This is a genomic window from Spiroplasma endosymbiont of Villa modesta, assembly GCF_964030925.1.
Lineage (GTDB): Bacteria > Bacillota_I > Bacilli_A > Mycoplasmatales > VBWQ01 > Spiroplasma_E.
Map to the genome: position 1 here is coordinate 1,068,857 of NZ_OZ034992.1, position 25,213 is coordinate 1,094,069.

Below are 25,213 nucleotides of genomic sequence, written 5' to 3' on the forward strand. Positions count from 1 at the left end.
ATTTAATATTTATACACAACAAAAATTCTTATTAAAGCGTATTTAATAAGTTTTATTCTATTTTGATTTTTAAAAAAAAGTTAAATTTTAATTTATAATAATTGTATCTCTGTATTTATCTTATTACATTTAAAAATAACCATTTTAATATAAATTGAAATATTATAAGTTCTATTACCAAGCATTTCTTTTAAAACATGTCAAATATTAGTTTCAGTAAAGCAACCAATATTTCATTTCTTACCTTGATTTTCAATACCTTGTTTATTATTTTTAAAATATTTTTTCTTTAATTTTTTATGATTTTCTAATTCTTTATATAAATAATCAATTAATTGTTCATATTGACCATTATTAATTAAATTTTTACAGTAATTATATTCTTTTAAATATTTTCCTTTATTTCCCGCCATTATACCAAGATATAATGTTCTAATTAAATGGAATTTATCTAAAACAAACTGTGCACCTAAATAATTAGTAACTTCTTTAATTCATCCTGCACTATCACCACAAATAATAATTTTTGCTTGCTCAATATTTTCATAAAATTTTTGACAATGTTCTTTAACAAATTCAGAAGTTTTTTTAACTCCAATTGCTGTTTTTGTTGGTCTAATAATTGCTTTTACTCTTTTATTTTGTACTTTGTGATTAATATTATCTGTATATGTTACTATTAATCGCATAGAATGTTTTGTACCTTTACGTTTAAAATTTCAAAATTTTCGGTGGCCATCATCAATTGCTACAAAAATAGGTTGATTTTTTTCTAATTTTACTTTTACTGGATTTGCTTCAATTACTTCTAAATTTTTAAAAACTCTATGAATAGAACTAAGACTAATATTTGCTTTTTTTATAATATCTCAAATATCTCTGTATCTTTTTCCATCAGCAAAATATTCAATAATAGTTTGTTCAATATCTTCACCTATTCTTTTATATTTTGGCAGTTCTAGTATTTCATCAACTAAACAAATACGAACTCATTTTTGCAATTTTTCATCAAAGTATTCATAAATTCTTCTTTTATAAGTTACTAATCCATACATTATTTTTCTTGTTCGATATTGATAATCAACAATTTTATATTTCTTTTTATCTCTTGTATTTTTTATTCTTCAATCTATTTTTTCTCATTTATTTGTTATATGTTTTAAAACTAATTTATCAATTTTTGCATTTTGTTCTCTAAAATTTCATTTATAATTAAAATTCAAATTTACTTCTCCTAACTATTTTAAAAAAATCAAAATTTATTGTAAATAATTTAAAATATTAATTTACTTGTTTATTATATACATATATAAGTGTAATTTAAAATTCAATAAAAAAACCACTTTCATATTTAAAATATAATAAACAATTTCAATATAATTAATAGTATAGGTCTCACAAAATAAACACCTTTTATTTAGGCGTTATTTTGCATTTAAAAGCATACTTGTAAAAATAATCAAAAATAGTACAATTTATAAGTAAAATCAAGGAAAAAAGGAGTAATTTAATATGAAAACATCTAAAAATAATACAACAACATGATATGTAGATAATATAAACGGAGTTAGACAATCAATCACTTATAATGAAGAAGTATGAGAACATATAAATTTAAATGAAGTAGTAGAAGATAAAAAAATAAAAAACAATAAACAAAAACAAAATATCAAAAAAAGTAAATGTTGTTCAAAACGTTGTACAATTTTATAAAAATATAAGTAAGGAGTAATTTAATATGAAAACATCTAAAAATAATACAACAACATGATATGTAGATAATATAAACGGAGTTAGACAATCAATCACTTATAATGAAGAAGTATGAGAACATATAAATTTAAATGAAGTAGTAGAAGATAAAAAAATAAAAAACAATAAACAAAAACAAAATATCAAAAAAAGTAAATGTTGTTCAAAACGTTGTACAATTTTATAAAAATATAAGTAAGTAGTAATTTAATATGAAAACATGAATAAAAACAAATTTAAGTAAAATAACATTAGCATTAGCACTAACTGGTGCTACAACCGGAACAATAGGATTAATCATGGGGGGGTACTTACCCATAATGTTAGTGGAGTTAAATATTTTTTAACTCCACATAAACAAGTTGAATGAGGTGTTCAAACTATTTGGACAACTAATCCTAATGATACTTTAAAAAAAGATTATAAATTTGAGTTATATTTTGCAGATGAACCGTTAAGAAGAAAATTTGATATATCTTTTCAAAATTGATATTACAGTACAGATATATTATGAAATGGTAAATATCCTAATGGATATTTTAATAAATAATTTATATCTCTAAGTTAATATAAGAAATATTTTCATTATATTTATCAAATAAATTAATATTTTGTAAGTTTATTTCTTGTTTATCAGTAATTAAAATTAAATCATAGTTACCAGCACCAAAAATACCACTGATTTCAATCCGATTTAAGTTATTAATCGGATTTTCAATTTGTAATTCAAATTCGCTATTATTATCAATTTTTAAAATTTCTTTATAAAATTCTAATTTAGAATATAATTGAGATTTATTTGAACCATATAAATTTAAAGCATTTTCAATTTTTTTATTATTAATAATTAATTTTGTAAAATATTTTCCATATTCACCATTAGCTAATGTTCAATCAGCAGGAACTAATGATGGAATATTATTACTTTCTAATTCATTTGTAATAGATAATCAATTAAATTGATTATCATCAAGTTTAAATAATTCATTTTGACTAATATCATTATTTTTTAATTTAATATTATTGGTGGTTGGCCCTTAATTACTGGACCATTTTTGATATAAAATTCTAAATTTTAATTTGTAAAATTGGTGGTTTTAGAAATTTAGAATGTATTCTTTCATAATTATAAAACATAACATATTGATTTACATCATTTATAGCTTCATTGATGGATAAATATTGATTTGATCCTTTAGGTAGTCATTCTTGAGATAAATGAGAAAATCAGTTTTCAGATAATACATTACCACCAATATCATAAGGTTGTTTTTTGCTTAAAATTATTTGTTTATCCTCTGCTCATTTTGTGATATCCTGACAATAAAATTCGTTGGCGTTATCTGAATGTAAAATAACATTTTTTACTTGATTTCAATAAAATTGTTTGTTGATTTTTTCAAGAGCAGGAAGAATTAAATCCTGATATGATTTATTAGGAGCAATATTATAACTAACAACATTATTTGAATAAAAATCAATAATTACAAAAAGATATAATCATCCTTCTTTAGTATTTATTTGTTTAGTGTCCATTGATCAAATTTGATTTGAAGAGGTTGTACTTTTATAATCTTTGTTTACTTTATCCATTGTAGGTATTCACTTATTTGGATTTTTTTTGTTTTTAGGATAGTTATTTTTAGTTTGTTTTAATCCTTGAATATTGTGTTCTTTCATAATTTTTCGCATTTGTTTTATTGATAATTCTATATTTAAAATGATATTTTTTTCTTGTTTTAATCACTCTTTAAAAGCTGAAAAAATTCTTAAATATCCATAAATTCTGCCTTTTCTTGTAGAATGAAATTCGATTAAAAGTTGGCATATTTTTTGATATTTATGATTGCATTTAATAATATGATTTTCTTCTTTTTTAATAGGTTTTTGTTTATTTTTTAAAAAGTAATATGTTGATCTGTTTAATTGAAGATATTGACGGGAGGTTCCCAAAAAAGTAGGAAGATGAATTACTAGATAAATAAATTCTTTTGAATATTACCATTTCAAAATGATGATAGACAAATTAAATTCTCTTTTACCCTTAAATTTATATTCGACGTATTTTAAAAAATATACATTTAAAAAATTATTATCAAAGGAAAAAGACAAGAAATAATCTTGTCTTTTTTTGTAATTGTAAAATTTTAAATTTTTTATTATTAGCACCCTTTAAATATCTACTACACGCAGTGACCAAGTAGGAGAAAGTTAATAATTAATAATCTTCTTTAACGCTATTATCAACAAGTGTTAGGGAACTAAAAAAGTGAACTACAACACAGTTGTTAAAAATAGTAGCTAGAACATGTGGACTTGCATGGATAAATAAAAAGTGGAGTGATACCTAATAAAATATACTAACCATTAATGGTAATTCTTGGGGTGGGAGCGAATTGGAAACTAGTATATATAGACCTGTTGTAGGGACCTATTGTATTAATTCTATTCTTTATTTAACCAACCTTGCCACTCTCCAGTGAGCAAGTGTTGGTTTTATTTTTTATTTTTTTTGAAAAATTTTTTGGGCGAGAAAATAAATTTCAAACTTGTAAAAAAAATTGAGCGGTGCCGGTTCAATTAAAATATTAATTTATTAAACATAAATTAAATAAATATTGAATCGAATGCCTCGATTTCTTTTTAAAATTTCACAATTTATTTTTGAGCCCAGTTTTCATGGAATGAATAAAACGAATAGTAGTATTATTAATAACCTAAAAATCAAAATATATGTTCTTTATGCTAGAAGCAACAGAACATATTAGGAAAGGATTATTATGGTAATAGAAATTCTTGATTATGAAGCACTAAGAAAGATTGATAAAAAAATTAAAAAAAGAAGAAAAAGATGTGTTGAATGTAATGAATTATATGAAGATGACAAAATCCAAATGTTTTATCGCTTTAAAACAGAATTAGAAGCAGAACAACATGATATTAGAAAATTTGAAGATGATTATGATATTGATGAACATTTGGATTATACAAAACCATTTGGATATGTTTGTGATTGATGTAGAAGTGATTAATTATGCAAAAAAAGTATTTTTGTTGAACTTGTAAACAACATAAATTAGATTATTTATTCTTTAATACTAATGATATAAAAACAAAAAAATATTTTTTAAGAGATAAAAATAGTAAAGCAATTTGTTATGACTGTATTTTAAATATTAGGTTAAGTAGGAGGTATAAATATGAATAAAGCAAAATTCATTACATATTTAGAAAATAAAATTGAAAATGATGGATATAGAAGTGCAAATGTTGATGCCATATATTATTCATTAATTAAAAAAATCAATAATGGTGAATTTGATTGATAATGCAATATGAATTAATTATTGGTATTGACCCAGCAGGAATAGGTAGTAATGGAATGGTTATATATTCAAGTGAAACTAATAATATTGTTTTTAATGAAACATTTAATACATTAACTGTTTTATGAACTAAAAATATGTATAAAGAAAAAATGCAATTAATTAAAGAAAAATTTATTGATAAAAAAATATTAGTTATTGTAGAAAATTTCTTTTTAAGTTCAAAACAATTATTAACTAATCCATTAGCAACACCTAAAATTATTGGTGCATTAATGGTATTAGTACAAGATGTTTTCAACTGAGATTATCTAGAAAACCACCCAAAAAATAAAAATAAAATAACAAATTATAAAGGAAATATAAAATTAACAAAACATGAACAAGATGCTTATAAGCATATTCAATATTATTTAAAAAATCATAAAAAAATATTAATTTTTGATAATTATTTAAGGAAATTATAAAAATGAAAGATAAAGAAAATTATGTCAAATTAACAGTAAAACTGAGTAACACTATTGAAGCAAAATATTACGAAAAAGGTAATAAGGAATTATATTATAGTGTTCGTGGTCAATGAAATGGATTAAATTATGTTACTTTAATTTTTAATAAACCAAAACTTTATAACCGATGTATTTTATTAAACAAAAACGATGAAATTATTGTAACTGGTCAAATCTTTAACACTTTAAACATTCCTAAAAATCGTGCATTTTGTTCAATCAATGTTAAATGATTTAAAAAATGAAAAGAGTAAAAAATGATATTATGAAAAATTTTATTAATAGCACCAATATTAATAACAAGTATAACACTAATAATATTTTTAATTTATATAATTAAAGATTTAAAAAATGAATATAAAATATTGAAAATATTAAGTGAAATTTCTAATCAAATTAAAAATAAGGAGAATAATTAATGATAATATTACCTACTTTGTTTGAAAATAAAGATGAAATTGAAATATTATCACCATTTCCAAAAGCAATTCATACAAGTAATGATATTAGAGCAATTATTTTAAGACAATACCCAAATGTTAAATCAAAACACATAATTGTTTCTGACCCCGAAAGTAATGTTGCATTAATAGTTGGTGATAATGATGTTTATCAAGGTTGAATTAAAGTAACAATTAAAAAATTAGAAAATTAAAGGAGATTAAAATGCCAAATATAGAAAATCAATCAAATTATACTTTAACTAAATTAATTAGAACTGGTATAAGTCCTATTTGTGCAATGATTGGTACAAGTGCTTATTATGGTCAAGTAATTGCTAAACCAATATTAGGTTCAATTAATAGTTTATTATTTGGTAAAAAATTAGGTTTAGATATTTGAAATTTAAATCAAAGACCAAATACTAAAACTAAATTAATTAATAGTTCTAAAAAAATAGCATTAGGATTAGGAACAATTGGTTTAGCAAATTATAGTAAATGAACAGAAAATAATATTAATCCTATTATTCCAATAACACCAATTCCAATAACTACTACAACCACAACAGAAGGTCCGCCATGATTACTATTAAATAAACAAGAACATCAGTCATTAATGGATTGAGATACTTATATTTCATTAAATACTTATGGTATTTCAAATCTTATTAGTGGATTAACTGAGTTAATACCTAATAAATTTGAAGCAATAAGAAAAATTTGTAATATGGCAACTGGTGGTTGTTTAATATCAAGTGGGGTTGCTATGGGTATTAATAATGATTTTATGAATGCTTATGCAGTACCTACCATAGTTGCTGGTGCAAGTGAAATAATCCATAATTTATTACCTATTGAAACTACAAATCATATTCAAGAAATGCAAGAAACATCATTTAATGATGAAACTGCAAGATTAGTAAATGATAATAGATTCACAATTAATAGTGAAACAACTAGTCAATACGGTAGTGATAATATGAGCAAAGTAGCATTAAATCACGATAATGCTTCATTAAATTGAGATTATAATCACATGAGTTTATAAAGGAGGTGAGTAATTTATGAATAAAGAAAAATTAATTGAATATTATAATCACGAAATAAAAACACATAAAGAAAGGATGGAACAATTAAATAAAGAAATTTCTTTATTAGTAACTATTATAAGTAATTCACAATCAATGATTGAAAGAATTAATGGTGGGCAATTTGATGAATAATTAAAAAAATTAAAAATTGAAAGGAAAATATTCAAATGAAAGAATTTTTACATGAATTAGGTGGTTGGCCCTTAATTACTGGACCATTTTTGATATAAAATTCTAAATTTTAATTTGTAAAATTGGTGGTTTTAGAAATTTAGAATGTATTCTTTCATAATTATAAAACATAACATATTGATTTACATCATTTATAGCTTCATTGATGGATAAATATTGATTTGATCCTTTAGGTAGTCATTCTTGAGATAAATGAGAAAATCAGTTTTCAGATAATACATTACCACCAATATCATAAGGTTGTTTTTTGCTTAAAATTATTTGTTTATCCTCTGCTCATTTTGTGATATCCTGACAATAAAATTCGTTGGCGTTATCTGAATGTAAAATAACATTTTTTACTTGATTTCAAGAAAATTGTTTGTTGATTTTTTCAAGAGCAGGAAGAATTAAATCCTGATATGATTTATTAGGAGCAATATTATAACTAACAACATTATTTGAATAAAAATCAATAATTACAAAAAGATATAATCATCCTTCTTTAGTATTTATTTGTTTAGTGTCCATTGATCAAATTTGATTTGAAGAGGTTGTACTTTTATAATCTTTGTTTACTTTATCCATTGTAGGTATTCACTTATTTGGATTTTTTTTGTTTTTAGGATAGTTATTTTTAGTTTGTTTTAATCCTTGAATATTGTGTTCTTTCATAATTTTTCGCATTTGTTTTATTGATAATTCTATATTTAAAATGATATTTTTTTCTTGTTTTAATCACTCTTTAAAAGCTGAAAAAATTCTTAAATATCCATAAATTCTGCCTTTTCTTGTAGAATGAAATTCGATTAAAAGTTGGCATATTTTTTGATATTTATGATTGCATTTAATAATATGATTTTCTTCTTTTTTAATAGGTTTTTGTTTATTTTTTAAAAAGTAATATGTTGATCTGTTTAATTGAAGATATTGACATAGGTTTCTAATTGAATATTGATTTTTACAATCATCAATAATTTTAATTTTTTCTTTGATATTTAATTTGTTAATTACTAATGCTATTTGTTTAATTTTATCCATTAATAAAAATCCTTTCAGGTTAAAATTAGTGTTAATTATATAACACAATTGTTTTTAGAATACATTCAGGTTTTTTAAATTAATGGTCTAGTAAAAAGGGCTAAGTGGCAAGTGGCAAGTGGCAAGTGGCTTTAAAGGTTCAGTTGTTTGTTGAACATTATTTTCATTTTCTAACATTTAACATTCTCCTAATCTTATCCCAATAATCAATCTTTAACTAATTGTGGCATTTCACTTATTAATTTTTTATAATCATTAACTGCGTTTTCTAATGTATCAATATCAGAAAATTTAAAACAATTATCAATATGTAAATCAAAATCTCTATCAATACTGATATCTTGTTTTCTATATTTTTCATTAAATTCAATTTTTGTCATATTATTTTTCTCCTTTATTAATTTTTTCGTTTAATTTTGCTAATTTTTTTTGATGTTTTATAATTTTGTTATTTGCTCTAACATGTTTTGGAGTTGTGATAAATCTTTTTAATAAAACAATAATTTCTCTGCAAATTAATGTTCCAACACTTGTTCCAATAATTATTAATTCATGTAAAAATTCTTTCATTTGAATATTTTCCTTTCAATTTTTAATTTTTCTAATTATTCATCAAATTGCCCACCATTAATTCTTTCAATCATTGATTGTGAATTACTTATAATAGTTACAAATAAAGAAATTTCTTTATTTAATTGTTCCATCCTTTCTTTATGTGTTTTTATTTCGTGATTATAATATTCAATTAATTTTTCTTTATTCATAAATTACTCACCTCCTTTATAAACTCATGTGATTATAATCTCAATTTAATGAAGCATTATCGTGATTTAATGCTACTTTGCTCATATTATCACTACCGTATTGACTAGTTGTTTCACTATTAATTGTGAATCTATTATCATTTACTAATCTTGCAGTTTCATCATTAAATGATGTTTCTTGCATTTCTTGAATATGATTTGTAGTTTCCATAGGTAGTAAATTATGGATTATTTCACTTGCACCAGCAATAATAGTAGGTACTGCATAAGCATTCATAAAATCATTATTAATACCCATAGCAACCCCACTTGATATTAAACAACCACCAGTTGCCATATTACATATTTTTCTTATTGCTTCAAATTTATTAGGTATTAACTCAGTTAATCCACTAATAAGATTTGAAATACCATAAGTATTTAATGAAATATAAGTATCTCAATCCATTAATGACTGATGTTCTTGTTTATTTAATAGTAATCATGGCGGACCTTCTGTTGTGGTTGTAGTAGTTATTGGAATTGGTGTTATTGGAATAATAGGATTAATATTATTTTCTGTTCATTTACTATAATTTGCTAAACCAATTGTTCCTAAACCTAAAATAATTTTTTTAGAACTATTAATTAATTTAGTTTTTGTATTTGGTCTTTGATTTAAATTTCATATATCTAAACCTAATTTTTTACCAAATAATAAACTATTAATTGAACCTAATAATGGACTATCTATTACTTGACCATAATAAGCACTTGTACCTATCATTGCACAAATTGGACTTATACCAGTTCTAATTAATTTAGTTAAAGTATAATTTGATTGATTTTCTATATTTGGCATTTTAATCTCCTTTAATTTTCTAATTTTTTAATTGTTACTTTAATTCAACCTTGATAAACATCATTATCACCAACTATTAATGCAACATTACTTTCGGGATCAGAAACAATTATGTGTTTTGATTTAACATTTGGGTATTGTCTTAAAATAATTGCTCTAATATCATTACTTGTATGAATTGCTTTTGGAAATGGTGATAATATTTCAATTTCATCTTTATTTTCAAACAAAGTAGGTAATATTATCATTAATTATTCTCCTTATTTTTAATTTGATTAGAAATTTCACTTAATATTTTCAATATTTTATATTCATTTTTTAAATCTTTAATTATATAAATTAAAAATATTATTAGTGTTATACTTGTTATTAATATTGGTGCTATTAATAAAATTTTTCATAATATCATTTTTTACTCTTTTCATTTTTTAAATCATGCCACTTGCCACTTAGCCCTTTTTACTAGACCATTAATTTAAAAAACCTGAATGTATTCTAAAAACAATTGTGTTATATAATTAACACTAATTTTAACCTGAAAGGATTTTTATTAATGGATAAAATTAAACAAATAGCATTAGTAATTAACAAATTAAATATCAAAGAAAAAATTAAAATTATTGATGATTGTAAAAATCAATATTCAATTAGAAACCTATGTCAATATCTTCAATTAAACAGATCAACATATTACTTTTTAAAAAATAAACAAAAACCTATTAAAAAAGAAGAAAATCATATTATTAAATGCAATCATAAATATCAAAAAATATGCCAACTTTTAATCGAATTTCATTCTACAAGAAAAGGCAGAATTTATGGATATTTAAGAATTTTTTCAGCTTTTAAAGAGTGATTAAAACAAGAAAAAAATATCATTTTAAATATAGAATTATCAATAAAACAAATGCGAAAAATTATGAAAGAACACAATATTCAAGGATTAAAACAAACTAAAAATAACTATCCTAAAAACAAAAAAAATCCAAATAAGTGAATACCTACAATGGATAAAGTAAACAAAGATTATAAAAGTACAACCTCTTCAAATCAAATTTGATCAATGGACACTAAACAAATAAATACTAAAGAAGGATGATTATATCTTTTTGTAATTATTGATTTTTATTCAAATAATGTTGTTAGTTATAATATTGCTCCTAATAAATCATATCAGGATTTAATTCTTCCTGCTCTTGAAAAAATCAACAAACAATTTTCTTGAAATCAAGTAAAAAATGTTATTTTACATTCAGATAACGCCAACGAATTTTATTGTCAGGATATCACAAAATGAGCAGAGGATAAACAAATAATTTTAAGCAAAAAACAACCTTATGATATTGGTGGTAATGTATTATCTGAAAACTGATTTTCTCATTTATCTCAAGAATGACTACCTAAAGGATCAAATCAATATTTATCCATCAATGAAGCTATAAATGATGTAAATCAATATGTTATGTTTTATAATTATGAAAGAATACATTCTAAATTTCTAAAACCACCAATTTTACAAATTAAAATTTAGAATTTTATATCAAAAATGGTCCAGTAATTAAGGGCCAACCACCAATAATTGTTTTGAACTTAAAAAGAAATTTTCTACAATAACTAATATTTTTTTATCAATAAATTTTTCTTTAATTAATTGCATTTTTTCTTTATACATATTTTTAGTTCATAAAACAGTTAATGTATTAAATGTTTCATTAAAAACAATATTATTAGTTTCACTTGAATATATAACCATTCCATTACTACCTATTCCTGCTGGGTCAATACCAATAATTAAGTCATATTGCATTATTAATCAAATTCACCATTATTGATTTTTTTAATTAATGAATAATATATGGCATCAACATTTGCACTTCTATATCCATCATTTTCAATTTTATTTTCTAAATATGTAATGAATTTTGCTTTATTAAAAGAATTATGGTATGGAGAATCACAAATTCCAGTAGTATTTTCAGTTAAACTTTTACATGTAATACATCTAGTCATTATCAAATTCACCATTTTTTATTTTTACTAATAAAATATTTAATTCATTAAATAATGATGAATCAGCACGATACAAATTTTTATCTAACATTATTTTTTCTAATTCTTTAATTAATTTTTCTTTATATTCATTAATTATTTCTTTTTTAAAATCTTCTTTTAATTTTTCTATATTATTTAAATGTTCTTCTGTTATTTCTTGATTACGTTTTTTATTATATTTATTAATAATTTCTTGGTCTTTATAAGAAAATATTTTTTGTTTATTCATATTTATATCTCCTACTTAATCTAACATTTAAAATACAGTCATAACAAATTGCTTTATTATTTTTGTCTCTTAAAAAGTTTTGTCTTGTTTTTATATCATTAGTATTAAAGAATAAATAATCTAATTTATGTTGTTTACAAGTTCAACAAAAATACTTTTTTTGCATAATTAATCACTTCTACATCAATTACAAACATATCCATATGGGTTTGTATAATCTAAATGTTCAGCAATATCATAATCATCTTCAAATTTTCTAATATTATGTTGTTCTGATTCTAATTCTGTTTTAAAATAATAAAGCATTTGGATTTTGTCATCTTCATATAATTCATTACATTCAACACATCTTTTTCTTCTTTTTTTAATTTTTTTATCAATCTTTCTTAGTGCTTCATAATCAAGAATTTCTATTGCCATAATAATCCTTTCCTAATATGTTCTGTTGCTTCTAGCATAAAGAACATATATTTTGATTTTTAGATTATTAATACTATTCGTTTTATTCATTCCATGAAAACTGGGCTCAAAAATAAATTGTGAAATTTTAAAAAGAAATCGAGGCATTCGATTCAATATTTATTTAATTTGTGTTGAACAAATTAATATTTTAATTGAACCGGCACCGCTCAATTTTTTTTACAAGTTTGAAATTTATTTTCTCGCCCAAAAAAATTTTTTCAAAAAAAATAAAAAATAAAACCAACACTTGCTCACTGGGGAGTGGCAAGGTTGGTTAAATAAAGAATAGAATTAATATAGTAGGTTCCCTAAGCAGGTCTATATATACTAGTTTCCAATCCGCTCCCACCCCAAGGATTACCATTAAATGGTTAGTATATTTTATTAGGTATCACTCCACTTTTTATTTATCCATGCAAGTCCACATGCTAGCTACTATTTTTAACAACTGTGTTGTAGTTCACTTTTTTAGTTCCCTAACACGTGTTGATAATAGCGTTAAAGAAGATTATTAATTATTAACTTTCTCCTACTTGGTCACTGCGTGTAGTAGATATTTAAAGGGTGCTAATAATAAAAATTTTAAAATTTTACAATTACAAAAAAAGACAAGATTATTTCTTGTCTTTTTCCTTGATAATAATTTTAATTTAACTTACAAAATGTATCTTTTATTTTTTTTAAAATACGTCGAATATTAAATTTAAGGGTTAAAGAGAGTAATTTTGTCTAATTTTCATTATTTTTCAAATAATTCATTTTTGGAAATAAGTTACTAATATGATAATAAATTATTTCGTAACTTTGACAACCACCCAAATAAATTTATACAAATTTTTTAATAGCAATATGATTAGAACTAATAATTCTAATACCACCATGATTTTTATGAAAAGCAACTTGAATTTTATCACCAATTAATTTAGTAATAATACCTTTTCCAAAAATTTCATGAATAATTATATCTCCAACATTTCAATTATTAGTTATTTCAACCTTATCTTTATTATCAGCTTTATAGTAATTAAATTTAGAATGATTACGATTTTGATAAGTTGCTGCCATTTCTTGGTGTTCGTTATTAATGATTTTTAAATATTTAAGATCTAAATCTTTTAAGAAACGAGATGGTTGTTTCATACGATCCAAGATATATGAATATCCACTGGCACTAGATAAAAATAATCATTTTTTTGCCCTAGTAATTGAAACATAAAAAAGTCGTCGTTCTTCTTCAATTTTATCTAAGTTTTCTATACTAAATTTACCTATTCCAGGTAAAATACCTTCATTAATGCCAACTATAAAAACAACATCAAATTCTAGACCTTTAGCACTGTGAATTGTCATTAAATTAACGGCTTTATTAGTACTATTTTCATCTAAATCAGTATATAAACTTACTTCTTGTAAAAATGACGTTAATAATTCTTCGCCTTGTAATTCATTATTACTACTATCATATTCAAGCAATTGTTCTAATAATTGTTGAACATTTTCAATTCTTTCTTTTTCAAGATTATCTTCTAGTTTTTTTAAATAATTAGTTTTATTTAATAAATTTTCAACCATGTTATGTAAAGAGGTAACATCTTTGATATTAGTTTGCATCTCATTAATTAAATTAATTAAAGGTTGTAAATGTTGACGATAATTTTTTGGTAATCCATACTGAAATTTAAATAAGTATTCATTTAAAGTTAGTGATTGTTCATTAGCAAGTAATAATAAGTTATCAATAGCTTTTGGTCCAATTTTAGGTGTTGCATTTAAAATTCTAATCATTGATATATTATCATTTCAAACAATAATTTTTAAATATGCCAAAATGTCTTTAATCTCTTTACGTTCAAAAAATTTATAACCACCAAAAATTTTATAATTTATATTATTATTAATCAAAGCTTGTTCTAAATCTTTTGATAAATAATTATTACGATAAAGAATAGCAATTTTATTCAAATCTAAATGATATTTTAAATGAATTTTTTTAACAGTTGTTGCAACTCAATGTGCTTCTTGATCACTACTACTAGCATGATACATAACAATATCATTACCAAGTTCATTTTTAGTAAACAGTTCTTTTTCAATACGTTGAACATTATTTTTAATTAAACTATTAGCTGTATTTAAAATCTTAGTTGTTGAACGATAATTTTGATTTAAAATAAATGTTTGTGTATTAGGAAATTGTTTAGTAAAGTTCAATATTAAATTAATATTTGCTCCTCTTCAACTATAAATAGTTTGATCAGGATCACCAACTACAGTAATATTTTTATGATTTTTAGCAAGTGATAATAAAATATTATATTGAATATCATTAGTGTCTTGAAATTCATCAACTAAAATAAAATCAAATTTCTTTTCTCATTTTGTTAAAATATGTGGAAATTCTTTAAATAGACGTTCAACTAATAATAATAAATCATCAAAATCTAAACATGAATTAATAAATTGATATTTTTTATACGATTCAAAAACTTTGATACGTAAAATTCACTCATCTTGATTTTGATAATCAGCTAATAATTGATCTTGAGAAAGATAATTATTTTTTCAGTTAGAAATATTAGAACTTAATAATCTTAACTCCTGCAATTCAGCTTTATGTGAAAATTCTTTTTGAAAAATATCTTTTAATATTTTTCGTTGATCTTCTTGATCAATAATATTAAAATTATTATTAATATTTAAATGATGAATATCTCTTCTTAATATTTTGGCACATAATGCATGATAAGTAACAATATTAACATTAATGTTAGTATCATTTAAAAGTTGCATTATTCGTTCTTTCATTTCGCGTGCTGCTTTATTAGTAAAAGTTAATGCCAATATTTTTTCACTAGCAATTTTAATTACATTAATTAAGTAAGCAATCTTATATGTTATAACCCGCGTCTTTCCAACTCCAGCCCCCGCAATAATACGACATGGGCCATCAACATTAATAATTGCTTGTAGTTGTTGTTCATTCAGATTTTCTAAAAGTTTTGTTTTATCCATGTTATTTATCCTTAAGTTAGTAAGAGTATATACTATTAAAGACTATTTATATTTTCTAATTCGTCATCATTAATATTTCCTGGTTGAGAATAAACTAAATGAATATGTGGATCATTAACGTTAGTTGATATCTTCCTTTTATTAGTTGCAAGTGGTTTCTTGTTAATGACAAAAGTTTTATGATAACGATCAAAGAATAGCTGATGATATTTATCAATTTTAGTGACGATCATAATCCCACAATACCAAGCAAAATCAAAACTAACTACAGAGCGAATAAGAATATTTAATCAAGAATTTAAAGTACTATTACTATTAATAGTAGCAATGTTTTCATTAAAAGTCAATTTCATAAAAAGAATTATTGAAGTGGTTAATAATAGAGGAATAAAAACTAAAAATAGTTCACGATAAAAAAAATGTTTTAACTTTAAATCTTGATTTTTTTCATTTACTAATCTTATTTGAAAAATTAATTTTCCCAAAGTTTGACCCTTACATTTTCATGGGATAATAACAAAATATATAATGACAACAATTATATTAATAATAAAAATAATTATTAATTGTCATGATTCTTGATTACCTTTATTATCTAAATAATGGATTGCTAATCCAATTATTAATGGGATTAAACTAACAAAAATCACGTCAAAAATACGTGCAATAATACGTTTTCATGTTTTAGCTATTATATATGTTTCGGTTGTATCTAATTTTTTAATATTCATTTTTTTACTCTCAATATTTTGAATCATCTCTAATATTATTATCTTTAAAATATTTCTTAAAATAAGTACTTAGATCAGGAGCATAAGTGGTAAATTTATCATTTGGATTAATAGTATTAAAATAAGAATTTTTTTTAAAATTTTTAAATTTAAATTCAATAATTTCTTTGACACGATTATATGTTTTTTCAATTAATGCAGGTTTTTTAGAAATACTAATAAATCTTAAAAGAGTATATAGATAGTATCTAACAAAAGCATATTCCAACTCTTCATATAAAACTTTTTTAATTTTATAATTATTATAATAGTTTAAAATATGTATTCATTGATGCATTAGTTCAAAAATATTATCATTTTCCAATGTGTTATTTTTAGACGTTAATAATGTTTCATTAATTGCATAATATGTTTTACAATGTGCTAAAAATGAGTATAAAAATAAACTATCAAATTGGATTTCTTTACGAAATTGTAAATTATATTCATTAATAATACTAACTTTCATGATTTTTGTTGTTAAAACTGGTGTTGTTAAAGCAAAGACTATTTTTCCTTGTGTTGTATTTAAATTATATATTTTATTAACTTCAGTTCTAATTGTTGAATGAAAAACATTATTTATATCAAATTCATAACGAATACAATATTCAATACAATCTAAATCCTTATTATTATCTAAAATTTTATTAACTGTTTCAACAAAATTAACGCTAAGAATTTCAGTTGGATTTAAAATAACTACATATTGTCCGGAAATATATTTAAGGCCAAGATTACGACTAATGGCAATACCTGATACTTGATAATTAGTAATCATTTTTAAATTTTGTGGATATAATTTAAAATATTTACTAAATATCTCCAAATTTTCATTGTTAATGCCATCATCAACAACAACAACTTCAAAATTAGTTTTTTTATTTACAAAAATCTTTGCTAAAAAAGAATCTAAGTGCTCGGATTCAAATGAAGTTGTATATAAAATAAAACTTAGTAGCATAATAAATATTTCCTCTCTTTTATAAATAATTATAACACTTCTTTAACAATTTTAAGTGAAGGTTTATCAACATTTATTTTTTATTTTTTTGATTACTATTTTTAAGTTTATTTTTAGATACTAAAGTAGATTTTTCTATATTATCTGTTTCTTTAATAACTTTAACAGTCATATTTTTATGATCAAAAATAGTTTTTAAATTACCTTCAATAATAACAGTTTCAGTATTATTAGGTTTAATAACGTTTCGTTTTGCGGGCTTGCTAACTTTTTTCTTTTTTTGTCCTTTTAATATTTCTGCTCTTAATAAAGCACGTGTTTTTCTAATTTCAAATTTTTCAAATTTAAAAAGAAATGATTTAATAAACTTTTTATAGGAATTAACAAAATATCGAAGTCTTTTCTTGCTTCGAGCATGATTATCATATTTTAATAAAATACAAACATAGTTTAATTCATTTCTTGCTTCTGATTCAATTAATGAATTAAAAAAACTGTGATAATTATGACTTAAGTTATATGGTTGACCAGATATTGGGCTTTTATAAGGAGTAAAACCTAGATTACCAGTAGTTTTATAATACTTAAAATCAGCAACTCGTGTTGTCATTTGTCCCTTAGGATGCTCTGGTGATTTAATTTCTGATATTTTAAAAATATTATTTGTATCAAATTCTAAAAAATAGCAATATACCTTATGAACAAAGTTACCTGCAGTTTTAAAAGCAATATATAAATCTACTTTTGCTTCATAATTTAAATTATCAAAAATACTAACGTATGGTTGATAAAAATCATATTTTTTATCAATAATTTCTCATCCTTGTTTTTTAATAGTAAGTTCAATCTCATCAGCACAAATATTTGGATTTAAAATAATTTTCTTCATTTTCTACTCCTAACTCTAATATTTTCTAAGTCTATTTTATCAAATTATATATAAAGTGTGGTCTAAGAAAATTTTTCACTTTGATTAATAATTAAAGTACTTTTATTTTTACTATTAAACAACTAACAATACATCATAAAATTATCTTTAAACTATATGAATATATCATATATTTCTACATAGGACATATTCCGTAATTAAATTTAATTAATTGTCAATAAAATTGTTTTAAAACTATTTAGTGTTATTGAATATAGAAATAAATATTTTTTGAAAAAATAGTTTAAAAAATGAGTTTACATTTTAAACAAAAAATTGTTAATAATATTTTTATATTAACTCGATAAAAATTTAAATTTTAAAAAAATATTTTTAATATTTTTTTATTTTAATGGTTTTATTTTATTAAAAATTTCACAAAGTAAGTTAAATCTTAAGTACATAAGTCTAAATTTAGATTTTCTACATTTATTTACTAAAATTTTGAATCTTTTCAATCAAGCAAAGACATGTTCAACTTTAATTCTAATTTTAGATACAATCTTATTGTATTTTCTTTCTTGTTTAGTTAATTTTTTATTTTTAGTTCTTTTAATTGGTATTATTGTATTTTTATAAATATTTTGTATACCTTGATATCCTAAATCACCAATAATTATTGTTTTTTCTGAAAATTCAAGATTTGAATTTTTTAATATTTGAAAATCATGCACTTTACCATTATCAGCAAAAATATCAACAATTTTTTTATTAAAAAAATCATATACAATTTGAAATTTTATAGAATACATTCAACTTTTACCAGAAAAATATTCTAACTGTAGTTTTTTTTAGTTGGTCTTTCAATTTCAATCTCAGTTGAATCAATTAAATAAAATTGAAATTCATTTGAATTTTCTTGTTTTTTATCAATTTTTAATTTATATCTTTCTTTTAAAAATTGGTAATCTTTGTGGTTACTAAGTTTATTTTGACCGCGTAAAATATTCGGTTGGTATAAAATTTCCAAAAACGGTGGTTGGCCCTTAATTACTGGACCATTTTTGATATAAAATTCTAAATTTTAATTTGTAAAATTGGTGGTTTTAGAAATTTAGAATGTATTCTTTCATAATTATAAAACATAACATATTGATTTACATCATTTATAGCTTCATTGATGGATAAATATTGATTTGATCCTTTAGGTAGTCATTCTTGAGATAAATGAGAAAATCAGTTTTCAGATAATACATTACCACCAATATCATAAGGTTGTTTTTTGCTTAAAATTATTTGTTTATCCTCTGCTCATTTTGTGATATCCTGACAATAAAATTCGTTGGCGTTATCTGAATGTAAAATAACATTTTTTACTTGATTTCAAGAAAATTGTTTGTTGATTTTTTCAAGAGCAGGAAGAATTAAATCCTGATATGATTTATTAGGAGCAATATTATAACTAACAACATTATTTGAATAAAAATCAATAATTACAAAAAGATATAATCATCCTTCTTTAGTATTTATTTGTTTAGTGTCCATTGATCAAATTTGATTTGAAGAGGTTGTACTTTTATAATCTTTGTTTACTTTATCCATTGTAGGTATTCACTTATTTGGATTTTTTTTGTTTTTAGGATAGTTATTTTTAGTTTGTTTTAATCCTTGAATATTGTGTTCTTTCATAATTTTTCGCATTTGTTTTATTGATAATTCTATATTTAAAATGATATTTTTTTCTTGTTTTAATCACTCTTTAAAAGCTGAAAAAATTCTTAAATATCCATAAATTCTGCCTTTTCTTGTAGAATGAAATTCGATTAAAAGTTGGCATATTTTTTGATATTTATGATTGCATTTAATAATATGATTTTCTTCTTTTTTAATAGGTTTTTGTTTATTTTTTAAAAAGTAATATGTTGATCTGTTTAATTGAAGATATTGACATAGGTTTCTAATTGAATATTGATTTTTACAATCATCAATAATTTTAATTTTTTCTTTGATATTTAATTTGTTAATTACTAATGCTATTTGTTTAATTTTATCCATTAATAAAAATCCTTTCAGGTTAAAATTAGTGTTAATTATATAACACAATTGTTTTTAGAATACATTCAGGTTTTTTAAATTAATGGTCTAGTAAAAAGGGCTAAGTGGCAAGTGGCAACTAAGAAAAAGATAGATATAAAATTCTATCTTTTTTAATTAGGTTAAAATTGTCGTTAACCTTGCTTAGTTTAAGAAAATAACAGCAAAACCAACCGAATAAAACTCTCCTACTTGGAATGTCGTAAAACCAAGCAAGCGAGGATAAACAATATAGGGGTGGCCGTACCGCTACGACATAATGGAGGCAATTCTTTTAGGCAATATAAAAGAGTTATTGTGGTTTGGGGATAAATCTTTAACCCGCAATGGTTAAAGGGTAAGTGTTCCACAATAAAAAAATTTAGAAATCTTACTATTTATAAGGAGGTTTTGAAAGTGTCTTTAAAAGAACTCTGTTGAAAAGAGTTAAAAATTAAATTAGCAAATAAGACAGGATTAATTAATCAATGTCAGTGTTATATCAATGAGTACTTTACAAAATTGACCAAAAGCAAAAAAGGTGGCTGATATTGTAAAAAGTATGCTCGGCATTGTTTAGCAAGATTAGAATTTATTAACAAACAAAAAATAAGTTATAATCTTTGATTTTTGACTTTACAATGCAAAAATAACCATCAAATTATTAAAAAATTAATTTTTAAGAAAAATAAATGATGAATTATTAATATCAAAAATTAGAAAGGAGAAATTATATGGTTGAAAATAATATCAAAAATACAATTAGCGATTTAATTAACGAGATTAAAACAACAACAGAAAACAATTTAAGCAATTTAGAACAAATTATGGAAGCTTTAATTGATAAAGTTAATAATATTGAAAATATTTTAAATCAAATACGATAAAAAAATTAAACCAATTATTTATTAAAATTAGTTAGTTTTTTATTTTTGATAAATAAAAAATAAAGGAGATAAAAATAATGAGGAAAAGTTGTCCTAAATGTAGATCAAAAATAGATGGTGATAATAAACATTTATGATGCACAAATGTTTATTGTATTTTTGCAAAAAATCCATATATTTTTAAAAAGAAAAAATAGATAAATATGTTTGTTTGTGACTCTTATTTTATTTTGTTTTTTATTTAAGTTTTTAGATGATCGCTTAGTTATTTAAAATGTTGTGAAATATTAGAAAATTTGGAGGAAATTTAATAATGACAGAAATAGTTAAAGAATTAATTGTAAAAATAAAACAAGAAATTAAATTATGTAATAGTGCTTTAGCATTAAAAACATTAGAAGATTTAATAAATAAATATGAAAAAGAACTTGCTGAAAAAGATAAAAAATATGGAATCTTGTTAGCAGACAGAGATAAATTAGAAATGTATCGGCATAATCAATTAAAGAAAAGTGATATAACTTTACACTATATTGAATGTAATGAATGTGAATCAGAGGAGTTTTGCGATGATAATAATTTATTTAAAGTAGTTAATGAATTTGAACATGATGAAAATTGTTCAGATTATGGAAATATATTAAATTTAGATATTAGATGTATTATTAAATATAAAAAATATGAAAGTTTAGAGGAATAATTATGCCAAATTACCTAGTAAGGATGCGAAATAATGACTAGTGGAGAAGCAAGTATTTTAGGAAAATTAGTTAATATCAAAAATCATGGGTAGAGGTTTGTTTACACCAATTTTAGAACCAATGTTTTATGAAAAACAACTGCCTAAAATGCGTGAAATGGGAATTAGATTATATAAATCAAAATATAAATGTACCATTTGTAATAAAAAATGAGAATGACAATATTTAGGTGCTTATGTATGCAGTTCAGATTGTATGATAAAGGTTAGAGAATTTTTAAAACAATATTATTTAAAACCAAAGGAGGAAAAATAATGACATATAAATTAAAAGATTGAATTGAAATTTATAATAAAAATTTAAATATTGAAGTTTGAAGTTGTCAACATATTATTTTTAAAGGAAAAATAATAGATTTTAAAAATTATGAAATTTTTAAAGATTGTAAAATTATTAATCAATCAATCAATAGTGATTTTCATTATTTTTACATAAATACATCAAATTTGGTAACCACTTGCCACTTAGCCCTTTTTACTAGACCATTAATTTAAAAAACCTGAATGTATTCTAAAAACAATTGTGTTATATAATTAACACTAATTTTAACCTGAAAGGATTTTTATTAATGGATAAAATTAAACAAATAGCATTAGTAATTAACAAATTAAATATCAAAGAAAAAATTAAAATTATTGATGATTGTAAAAATCAATATTCAATTAGAAACCTATGTCAATATCTTCAATTAAACAGATCAACATATTACTTTTTAAAAAATAAACAAAAACCTATTAAAAAAGAAGAAAATCATATTATTAAATGCAATCATAAATATCAAAAAATATGCCAACTTTTAATCGAATTTCATTCTACAAGAAAAGGCAGAATTTATGGATATTTAAGAATTTTTTCAGCTTTTAAAGAGTGATTAAAACAAGAAAAAAATATCATTTTAAATATAGAATTATCAATAAAACAAATGCGAAAAATTATGAAAGAACACAATATTCAAGGATTAAAACAAACTAAAAATAACTATCCTAAAAACAAAAAAAATCCAAATAAGTGAATACCTACAATGGATAAAGTAAACAAAGATTATAAAAGTACAACCTCTTCAAATCAAATTTGATCAATGGACACTAAACAAATAAATACTAAAGAAGGATGATTATATCTTTTTGTAATTATTGATTTTTATTCAAATAATGTTGTTAGTTATAATATTGCTCCTAATAAATCATATCAGGATTTAATTCTTCCTGCTCTTGAAAAAATCAACAAACAATTTTCTTGAAATCAAGTAAAAAATGTTATTTTACATTCAGATAACGCCAACGAATTTTATTGTCAGGATATCACAAAATGAGCAGAGGATAAACAAATAATTTTAAGCAAAAAACAACCTTATGATATTGGTGGTAATGTATTATCTGAAAACTGATTTTCTCATTTATCTCAAGAATGACTACCTAAAGGATCAAATCAATATTTATCCATCAATGAAGCTATAAATGATGTAAATCAATATGTTATGTTTTATAATTATGAAAGAATACATTCTAAATTTCTAAAACCACCAATTTTACAAATTAAAATTTAGAATTTTATATCAAAAATGGTCCAGTAATTAAGGGCCAACCACCATTAGCAACAATAAATAAAGATTATATTATTCAAATATATAAAAATAACCAATGACAGAAATTAACTGATGATGATTTAAACCAATTAATAACTAATCAGCAAGAACAAACAAAAGAAATAATGCTAAAAATCAAAGCACTAAATACATCAATGTTGTTAATTGGTGAAACAAACCAATTTAAAGTTATTAATAACTTAAATTATGATGAAAATAAAGTAATTGATTTAAGTAAAATTAAATATCAAAATCAAGAATATAATTTTAAATATAAAACAAAAGATGATATTTTAAATAATTATATTATGGAATATATTAAGCAAGGTTTTAAAATTAATAAATTAGATGAAATCTTGAAACAAGATATTGATTATCAAATATCATTACAAGGATTAAATGGCAAAAACATTAATATTAATGATAATGAATTACAGGAATTTATGAAAAAGATTCAAGAAAATAAATATAGTGAGTTAAAAATTACTATTTATGCTTTGGATAATAGTTTAAAAGCAGTTGGGAATGTTTCATATAAATTAATAAACAACCCAATAACAGAAAATGCCCCCAACAAACCAAATGAAATTCCCCCAACAGAGGGAATAATACCTAACACTCCTAATAATCCAAATGGAAATAACGAAAATAATGGGAATGAAGAGAATAATAATCCAAATAAACCAGAAAAACCAAACAAACAACCAGATCCTAACAAACATAATAAAAATAATGAAAGTGGTTGAAAAAAGTTTTTTAAAAAACCAGTTAATTTATTTTTTATGACTTTGATTAGTTGTGGGATAGTTGGTGGATTTATAACTTGAATTATCATTAAAAATCAATTAAATAAAAAAATTGGGGGTAAAATAGAAAGGAAAAAAAGTAAAAAGAAAAATAAAACAAAGAAACAATAAATAATATCTTTTTGCTCCCCCTTTTAGTTAATGCCATTATTAAGGATTTTGAGGGGAAAATTAGCAATGAAAGATATTTTATTATATTTTTTTATATATATTTATTTATATAAAAATAGTTTTTAAAACGGCATTTTAAATGCCGTTTTTAATTTAAAAGAAAGAGGTGTAGAATATGAAAAATAAAAAAATGAAAAATATTTTAAATTTATATAAATTTAAAACAAGTTTTTTAAGTACTAATAAGGAAACAAATTATAAAATTCAAGAAAAAGGGTTTTTTATTGGTAAACCAATAAATATTAATAATTTAGTTTTTGATTGGAAAATAGATTGAAAAAAAATAATAGAAATAAAAACTCGGCGGTTATTAAATTTAAATACAACTAAAATTTAAATTTATGTTCATTTAAAAATGATAAATTCAGAAAATAAAAAAGGAATATAAAAGTTTTCGAATTCATTATGTATCGAAAATAACTCTAAAATTTTATTTTTTCCATATGTATAAAATTGTTCTATAATAATTTGATCATGTTTTATTAATTCTTCTTTTCACTTTTTAAAGAATGATTCCTGTATATTTTTTTGATCAAATATTTTAAAATTATTCAATAAACTAAATAATGAATCATAATCAATTCTGTATGGTTTCAAATTCTCAAAATTTATCGGCATATATTTTACCTCCAAAC

At 22.2% G+C, this 25,213-nt stretch carries 41 protein-coding genes; 20 read left to right on the forward strand and 21 right to left on the reverse strand.

Annotated elements, in window-relative coordinates; genetic code table 4:
* Nucleotides 1-92: 92 nt before the first annotated feature.
* Nucleotides 93-1,223 (reverse strand): Mbov_0401 family ICE element transposase-like protein, encoded by a 1,131-nt coding sequence (locus tag AAHM89_RS06935; RefSeq protein ID WP_342265851.1) that lies wholly within the window; start codon nucleotides 1,221-1,223, stop codon nucleotides 93-95.
* Nucleotides 1,224-1,512: 289 nt separating this feature from the next.
* On the opposite strand from AAHM89_RS06935, the gene AAHM89_RS06940 reads away from it, so the two are divergent.
* The 3 genes from AAHM89_RS06940 to AAHM89_RS06950 are packed head-to-tail and all read left to right on the forward strand — an operon-like array spanning nucleotide 1,513 to nucleotide 2,099.
* Nucleotides 1,513-1,713 carry a hypothetical protein gene (locus AAHM89_RS06940; protein WP_338960314.1) on the forward strand — a complete coding sequence of 67 codons (201 nt, stop codon included), beginning with the start codon at nucleotides 1,513-1,515 and terminating at the stop codon, nucleotides 1,711-1,713.
* 25 nt (nucleotides 1,714-1,738) lie between these two features.
* A complete protein-coding gene (locus tag AAHM89_RS06945; RefSeq protein WP_338960314.1) occupies nucleotides 1,739-1,939 on the forward strand; it encodes a hypothetical protein in 201 nt (66 codons plus the stop codon).
* A gap of 25 nt (nucleotides 1,940-1,964) precedes the next feature.
* Entirely contained in the window at nucleotides 1,965-2,099 is a 135-nt protein-coding gene (locus tag AAHM89_RS06950; protein ID WP_342265852.1) for a hypothetical protein, read from the forward strand.
* Nucleotides 2,100-2,820: 721 nt separating this feature from the next.
* On the opposite strand, the gene AAHM89_RS06955 is transcribed toward AAHM89_RS06950, so the two are convergent.
* On the reverse strand, nucleotides 2,821-3,705 hold the full coding sequence (locus tag AAHM89_RS06955) for a DDE-type integrase/transposase/recombinase (RefSeq protein WP_342265853.1): 885 nt from the start codon (nucleotides 3,703-3,705) through the stop codon (nucleotides 2,821-2,823).
* Nucleotides 3,706-4,532: 827 nt separating this feature from the next.
* Here AAHM89_RS06955 and AAHM89_RS06960 point away from each other — a divergent pair.
* From AAHM89_RS06960 to AAHM89_RS06995, 8 genes are all read left to right on the forward strand, one after another.
* Nucleotides 4,533-4,784, forward strand: a complete 252-nt coding sequence (locus tag AAHM89_RS06960) for a hypothetical protein (RefSeq protein ID WP_342265854.1) — start codon at nucleotides 4,533-4,535, stop codon at nucleotides 4,782-4,784.
* A 168-nt stretch (nucleotides 4,785-4,952) separates the two neighbouring features.
* Complete coding sequence (locus AAHM89_RS06965; RefSeq protein WP_342265855.1) at nucleotides 4,953-5,081, forward strand: hypothetical protein; 129 nt, start codon at nucleotides 4,953-4,955, stop codon at nucleotides 5,079-5,081.
* Nucleotides 5,081-5,545, forward strand: coding sequence for a hypothetical protein (locus AAHM89_RS06970; protein ID WP_338978835.1), 465 nt, complete (start codon nucleotides 5,081-5,083; stop codon nucleotides 5,543-5,545). Before AAHM89_RS06965 ends, AAHM89_RS06970 begins: the two co-directional genes overlap by 1 nt.
* 2 nt (nucleotides 5,546-5,547) lie before the next feature.
* Nucleotides 5,548-5,841: a hypothetical protein gene (locus AAHM89_RS06975; RefSeq protein ID WP_342265856.1), complete on the forward strand. Its 294-nt coding sequence runs from the start codon at nucleotides 5,548-5,550 to the stop codon at nucleotides 5,839-5,841.
* A 3-nt stretch (nucleotides 5,842-5,844) separates the two neighbouring features.
* Nucleotides 5,845-6,006 carry a hypothetical protein gene (locus tag AAHM89_RS06980; protein WP_338978831.1) on the forward strand — a complete coding sequence of 54 codons (162 nt, stop codon included), beginning with the start codon at nucleotides 5,845-5,847 and terminating at the stop codon, nucleotides 6,004-6,006.
* Entirely contained in the window at nucleotides 6,006-6,242 is a 237-nt protein-coding gene (locus AAHM89_RS06985) for a hypothetical protein (RefSeq protein WP_174480108.1), read from the forward strand. The genes AAHM89_RS06980 and AAHM89_RS06985 overlap by 1 nt, the downstream gene beginning before the upstream one ends.
* An 11-nt stretch (nucleotides 6,243-6,253) precedes the next feature.
* The gene (locus AAHM89_RS06990; RefSeq protein ID WP_342265857.1) at nucleotides 6,254-7,078 is read left to right on the forward strand and encodes a hypothetical protein; all 825 of its coding nucleotides are present in this window, start codon (nucleotides 6,254-6,256) and stop codon (nucleotides 7,076-7,078) included.
* Nucleotides 7,079-7,094: 16 nt separating this feature from the next.
* Nucleotides 7,095-7,253, forward strand: a complete 159-nt coding sequence (locus AAHM89_RS06995; protein ID WP_174480221.1) for a hypothetical protein — start codon at nucleotides 7,095-7,097, stop codon at nucleotides 7,251-7,253.
* A 102-nt stretch (nucleotides 7,254-7,355) separates the two neighbouring features.
* Here AAHM89_RS06995 and AAHM89_RS07000 read toward each other — a convergent pair whose 3' ends face one another.
* The 7 genes from AAHM89_RS07000 to AAHM89_RS07030 form a co-directional block, all read right to left on the reverse strand.
* Nucleotides 7,356-8,333, reverse strand: coding sequence for an IS3 family transposase (locus tag AAHM89_RS07000; RefSeq protein WP_342265776.1), 978 nt, complete (start codon nucleotides 8,331-8,333; stop codon nucleotides 7,356-7,358).
* Nucleotides 8,334-8,527: 194 nt separating this feature from the next.
* Nucleotides 8,528-8,713 carry a hypothetical protein gene (locus AAHM89_RS07005; protein ID WP_281748210.1) on the reverse strand — a complete coding sequence of 62 codons (186 nt, stop codon included), beginning with the start codon at nucleotides 8,711-8,713 and terminating at the stop codon, nucleotides 8,528-8,530.
* Between the two features lies 1 nt (nucleotide 8,714).
* Nucleotides 8,715-8,903 carry a hypothetical protein gene (locus tag AAHM89_RS07010; protein ID WP_174481134.1) on the reverse strand — a complete coding sequence of 63 codons (189 nt, stop codon included), beginning with the start codon at nucleotides 8,901-8,903 and terminating at the stop codon, nucleotides 8,715-8,717.
* A 35-nt stretch (nucleotides 8,904-8,938) separates the two neighbouring features.
* On the reverse strand, nucleotides 8,939-9,097 hold the full coding sequence (locus AAHM89_RS07015; protein ID WP_342265858.1) for a hypothetical protein: 159 nt from the start codon (nucleotides 9,095-9,097) through the stop codon (nucleotides 8,939-8,941).
* A 16-nt stretch (nucleotides 9,098-9,113) separates the two neighbouring features.
* Nucleotides 9,114-9,938 carry a hypothetical protein gene (locus tag AAHM89_RS07020; RefSeq protein ID WP_342265859.1) on the reverse strand — a complete coding sequence of 275 codons (825 nt, stop codon included), beginning with the start codon at nucleotides 9,936-9,938 and terminating at the stop codon, nucleotides 9,114-9,116.
* Nucleotides 9,939-9,949: 11 nt separating this feature from the next.
* Nucleotides 9,950-10,186, reverse strand: coding sequence for a hypothetical protein (locus tag AAHM89_RS07025; protein WP_174480108.1), 237 nt, complete (start codon nucleotides 10,184-10,186; stop codon nucleotides 9,950-9,952).
* The gene (locus AAHM89_RS07030; protein WP_338978831.1) at nucleotides 10,186-10,347 is read right to left on the reverse strand and encodes a hypothetical protein; all 162 of its coding nucleotides are present in this window, start codon (nucleotides 10,345-10,347) and stop codon (nucleotides 10,186-10,188) included. The genes AAHM89_RS07025 and AAHM89_RS07030 overlap by 1 nt, the downstream gene beginning before the upstream one ends.
* A 144-nt stretch (nucleotides 10,348-10,491) precedes the next feature.
* On the opposite strand from AAHM89_RS07030, the gene AAHM89_RS07035 reads away from it, so the two are divergent.
* The gene (locus AAHM89_RS07035; protein WP_342265776.1) at nucleotides 10,492-11,469 is read left to right on the forward strand and encodes an IS3 family transposase; all 978 of its coding nucleotides are present in this window, start codon (nucleotides 10,492-10,494) and stop codon (nucleotides 11,467-11,469) included.
* Between the two features lie 27 nt (nucleotides 11,470-11,496).
* Here the strand turns inward: AAHM89_RS07035 and AAHM89_RS07040 are convergent, their stop codons facing one another.
* The 11 genes from AAHM89_RS07040 to AAHM89_RS07090 form a co-directional block, all read right to left on the reverse strand.
* A complete protein-coding gene (locus AAHM89_RS07040; RefSeq protein WP_342265860.1) occupies nucleotides 11,497-11,745 on the reverse strand; it encodes a hypothetical protein in 249 nt (82 codons plus the stop codon).
* Nucleotides 11,746-11,747: 2 nt separating this feature from the next.
* Nucleotides 11,748-11,948 carry a hypothetical protein gene (locus tag AAHM89_RS07045; RefSeq protein ID WP_342265861.1) on the reverse strand — a complete coding sequence of 67 codons (201 nt, stop codon included), beginning with the start codon at nucleotides 11,946-11,948 and terminating at the stop codon, nucleotides 11,748-11,750.
* Nucleotides 11,941-12,219: a hypothetical protein gene (locus AAHM89_RS07050; protein ID WP_342265862.1), complete on the reverse strand. Its 279-nt coding sequence runs from the start codon at nucleotides 12,217-12,219 to the stop codon at nucleotides 11,941-11,943. Before AAHM89_RS07050 ends, AAHM89_RS07045 begins: the two co-directional genes overlap by 8 nt.
* Before the next feature lie 168 nt (nucleotides 12,220-12,387).
* Complete coding sequence (locus tag AAHM89_RS07055; RefSeq protein WP_342265863.1) at nucleotides 12,388-12,639, reverse strand: hypothetical protein; 252 nt, start codon at nucleotides 12,637-12,639, stop codon at nucleotides 12,388-12,390.
* Between the two features lie 867 nt (nucleotides 12,640-13,506).
* On the reverse strand, nucleotides 13,507-15,693 hold the full coding sequence (locus AAHM89_RS07060; protein WP_342265864.1) for an ATP-dependent helicase: 2,187 nt from the start codon (nucleotides 15,691-15,693) through the stop codon (nucleotides 13,507-13,509).
* Between the two features lie 35 nt (nucleotides 15,694-15,728).
* Complete coding sequence (locus tag AAHM89_RS07065; protein ID WP_252320210.1) at nucleotides 15,729-16,424, reverse strand: RDD family protein; 696 nt, start codon at nucleotides 16,422-16,424, stop codon at nucleotides 15,729-15,731.
* 4 nt (nucleotides 16,425-16,428) lie between these two features.
* On the reverse strand, nucleotides 16,429-17,427 hold the full coding sequence (locus AAHM89_RS07070) for a glycosyltransferase family 2 protein (protein ID WP_342265865.1): 999 nt from the start codon (nucleotides 17,425-17,427) through the stop codon (nucleotides 16,429-16,431).
* Nucleotides 17,428-17,500: 73 nt separating this feature from the next.
* Complete coding sequence (locus AAHM89_RS07075; RefSeq protein ID WP_252320214.1) at nucleotides 17,501-18,316, reverse strand: hypothetical protein; 816 nt, start codon at nucleotides 18,314-18,316, stop codon at nucleotides 17,501-17,503.
* A gap of 383 nt (nucleotides 18,317-18,699) precedes the next feature.
* A complete protein-coding gene (locus AAHM89_RS07080; protein ID WP_339045908.1) occupies nucleotides 18,700-19,107 on the reverse strand; it encodes a transposase family protein in 408 nt (135 codons plus the stop codon).
* A 23-nt stretch (nucleotides 19,108-19,130) separates the two neighbouring features.
* Complete coding sequence (locus tag AAHM89_RS07085) at nucleotides 19,131-19,325, reverse strand: hypothetical protein (protein WP_342265866.1); 195 nt, start codon at nucleotides 19,323-19,325, stop codon at nucleotides 19,131-19,133.
* A gap of 47 nt (nucleotides 19,326-19,372) precedes the next feature.
* Nucleotides 19,373-20,350, reverse strand: a complete 978-nt coding sequence (locus AAHM89_RS07090) for an IS3 family transposase (RefSeq protein ID WP_342265776.1) — start codon at nucleotides 20,348-20,350, stop codon at nucleotides 19,373-19,375.
* Nucleotides 20,351-20,785: 435 nt separating this feature from the next.
* Here AAHM89_RS07090 and AAHM89_RS07095 point away from each other — a divergent pair, with 435 nt between their 5' ends.
* From AAHM89_RS07095 to AAHM89_RS07130, 8 genes are all read left to right on the forward strand, one after another.
* Nucleotides 20,786-21,088 carry a hypothetical protein gene (locus AAHM89_RS07095; RefSeq protein WP_342265867.1) on the forward strand — a complete coding sequence of 101 codons (303 nt, stop codon included), beginning with the start codon at nucleotides 20,786-20,788 and terminating at the stop codon, nucleotides 21,086-21,088.
* Between the two features lie 14 nt (nucleotides 21,089-21,102).
* Entirely contained in the window at nucleotides 21,103-21,255 is a 153-nt protein-coding gene (locus tag AAHM89_RS07100) for a hypothetical protein (RefSeq protein WP_158500808.1), read from the forward strand.
* Nucleotides 21,256-21,568: 313 nt separating this feature from the next.
* On the forward strand, nucleotides 21,569-21,955 hold the full coding sequence (locus tag AAHM89_RS07105) for a hypothetical protein (RefSeq protein WP_342265868.1): 387 nt from the start codon (nucleotides 21,569-21,571) through the stop codon (nucleotides 21,953-21,955).
* A gap of 85 nt (nucleotides 21,956-22,040) precedes the next feature.
* Nucleotides 22,041-22,271: a hypothetical protein gene (locus AAHM89_RS07110; RefSeq protein ID WP_342265869.1), complete on the forward strand. Its 231-nt coding sequence runs from the start codon at nucleotides 22,041-22,043 to the stop codon at nucleotides 22,269-22,271.
* The gene (locus AAHM89_RS07115) at nucleotides 22,271-22,510 is read left to right on the forward strand and encodes a hypothetical protein (RefSeq protein WP_342265870.1); all 240 of its coding nucleotides are present in this window, start codon (nucleotides 22,271-22,273) and stop codon (nucleotides 22,508-22,510) included. Before AAHM89_RS07110 ends, AAHM89_RS07115 begins: the two co-directional genes overlap by 1 nt.
* 74 nt (nucleotides 22,511-22,584) lie before the next feature.
* Nucleotides 22,585-23,562 carry an IS3 family transposase gene (locus AAHM89_RS07120; protein WP_342265776.1) on the forward strand — a complete coding sequence of 326 codons (978 nt, stop codon included), beginning with the start codon at nucleotides 22,585-22,587 and terminating at the stop codon, nucleotides 23,560-23,562.
* Between the two features lie 164 nt (nucleotides 23,563-23,726).
* Nucleotides 23,727-24,518 carry a hypothetical protein gene (locus tag AAHM89_RS07125; protein WP_342265871.1) on the forward strand — a complete coding sequence of 264 codons (792 nt, stop codon included), beginning with the start codon at nucleotides 23,727-23,729 and terminating at the stop codon, nucleotides 24,516-24,518.
* A 175-nt stretch (nucleotides 24,519-24,693) separates the two neighbouring features.
* Complete coding sequence (locus tag AAHM89_RS07130) at nucleotides 24,694-24,915, forward strand: hypothetical protein (RefSeq protein WP_342265872.1); 222 nt, start codon at nucleotides 24,694-24,696, stop codon at nucleotides 24,913-24,915.
* Between the two features lie 2 nt (nucleotides 24,916-24,917).
* Here the strand turns inward: AAHM89_RS07130 and AAHM89_RS07135 are convergent, their stop codons facing one another.
* Nucleotides 24,918-25,196, reverse strand: a complete 279-nt coding sequence (locus tag AAHM89_RS07135; RefSeq protein WP_342265873.1) for a hypothetical protein — start codon at nucleotides 25,194-25,196, stop codon at nucleotides 24,918-24,920.
* Nucleotides 25,197-25,213: the final 17 nt, after the last annotated feature.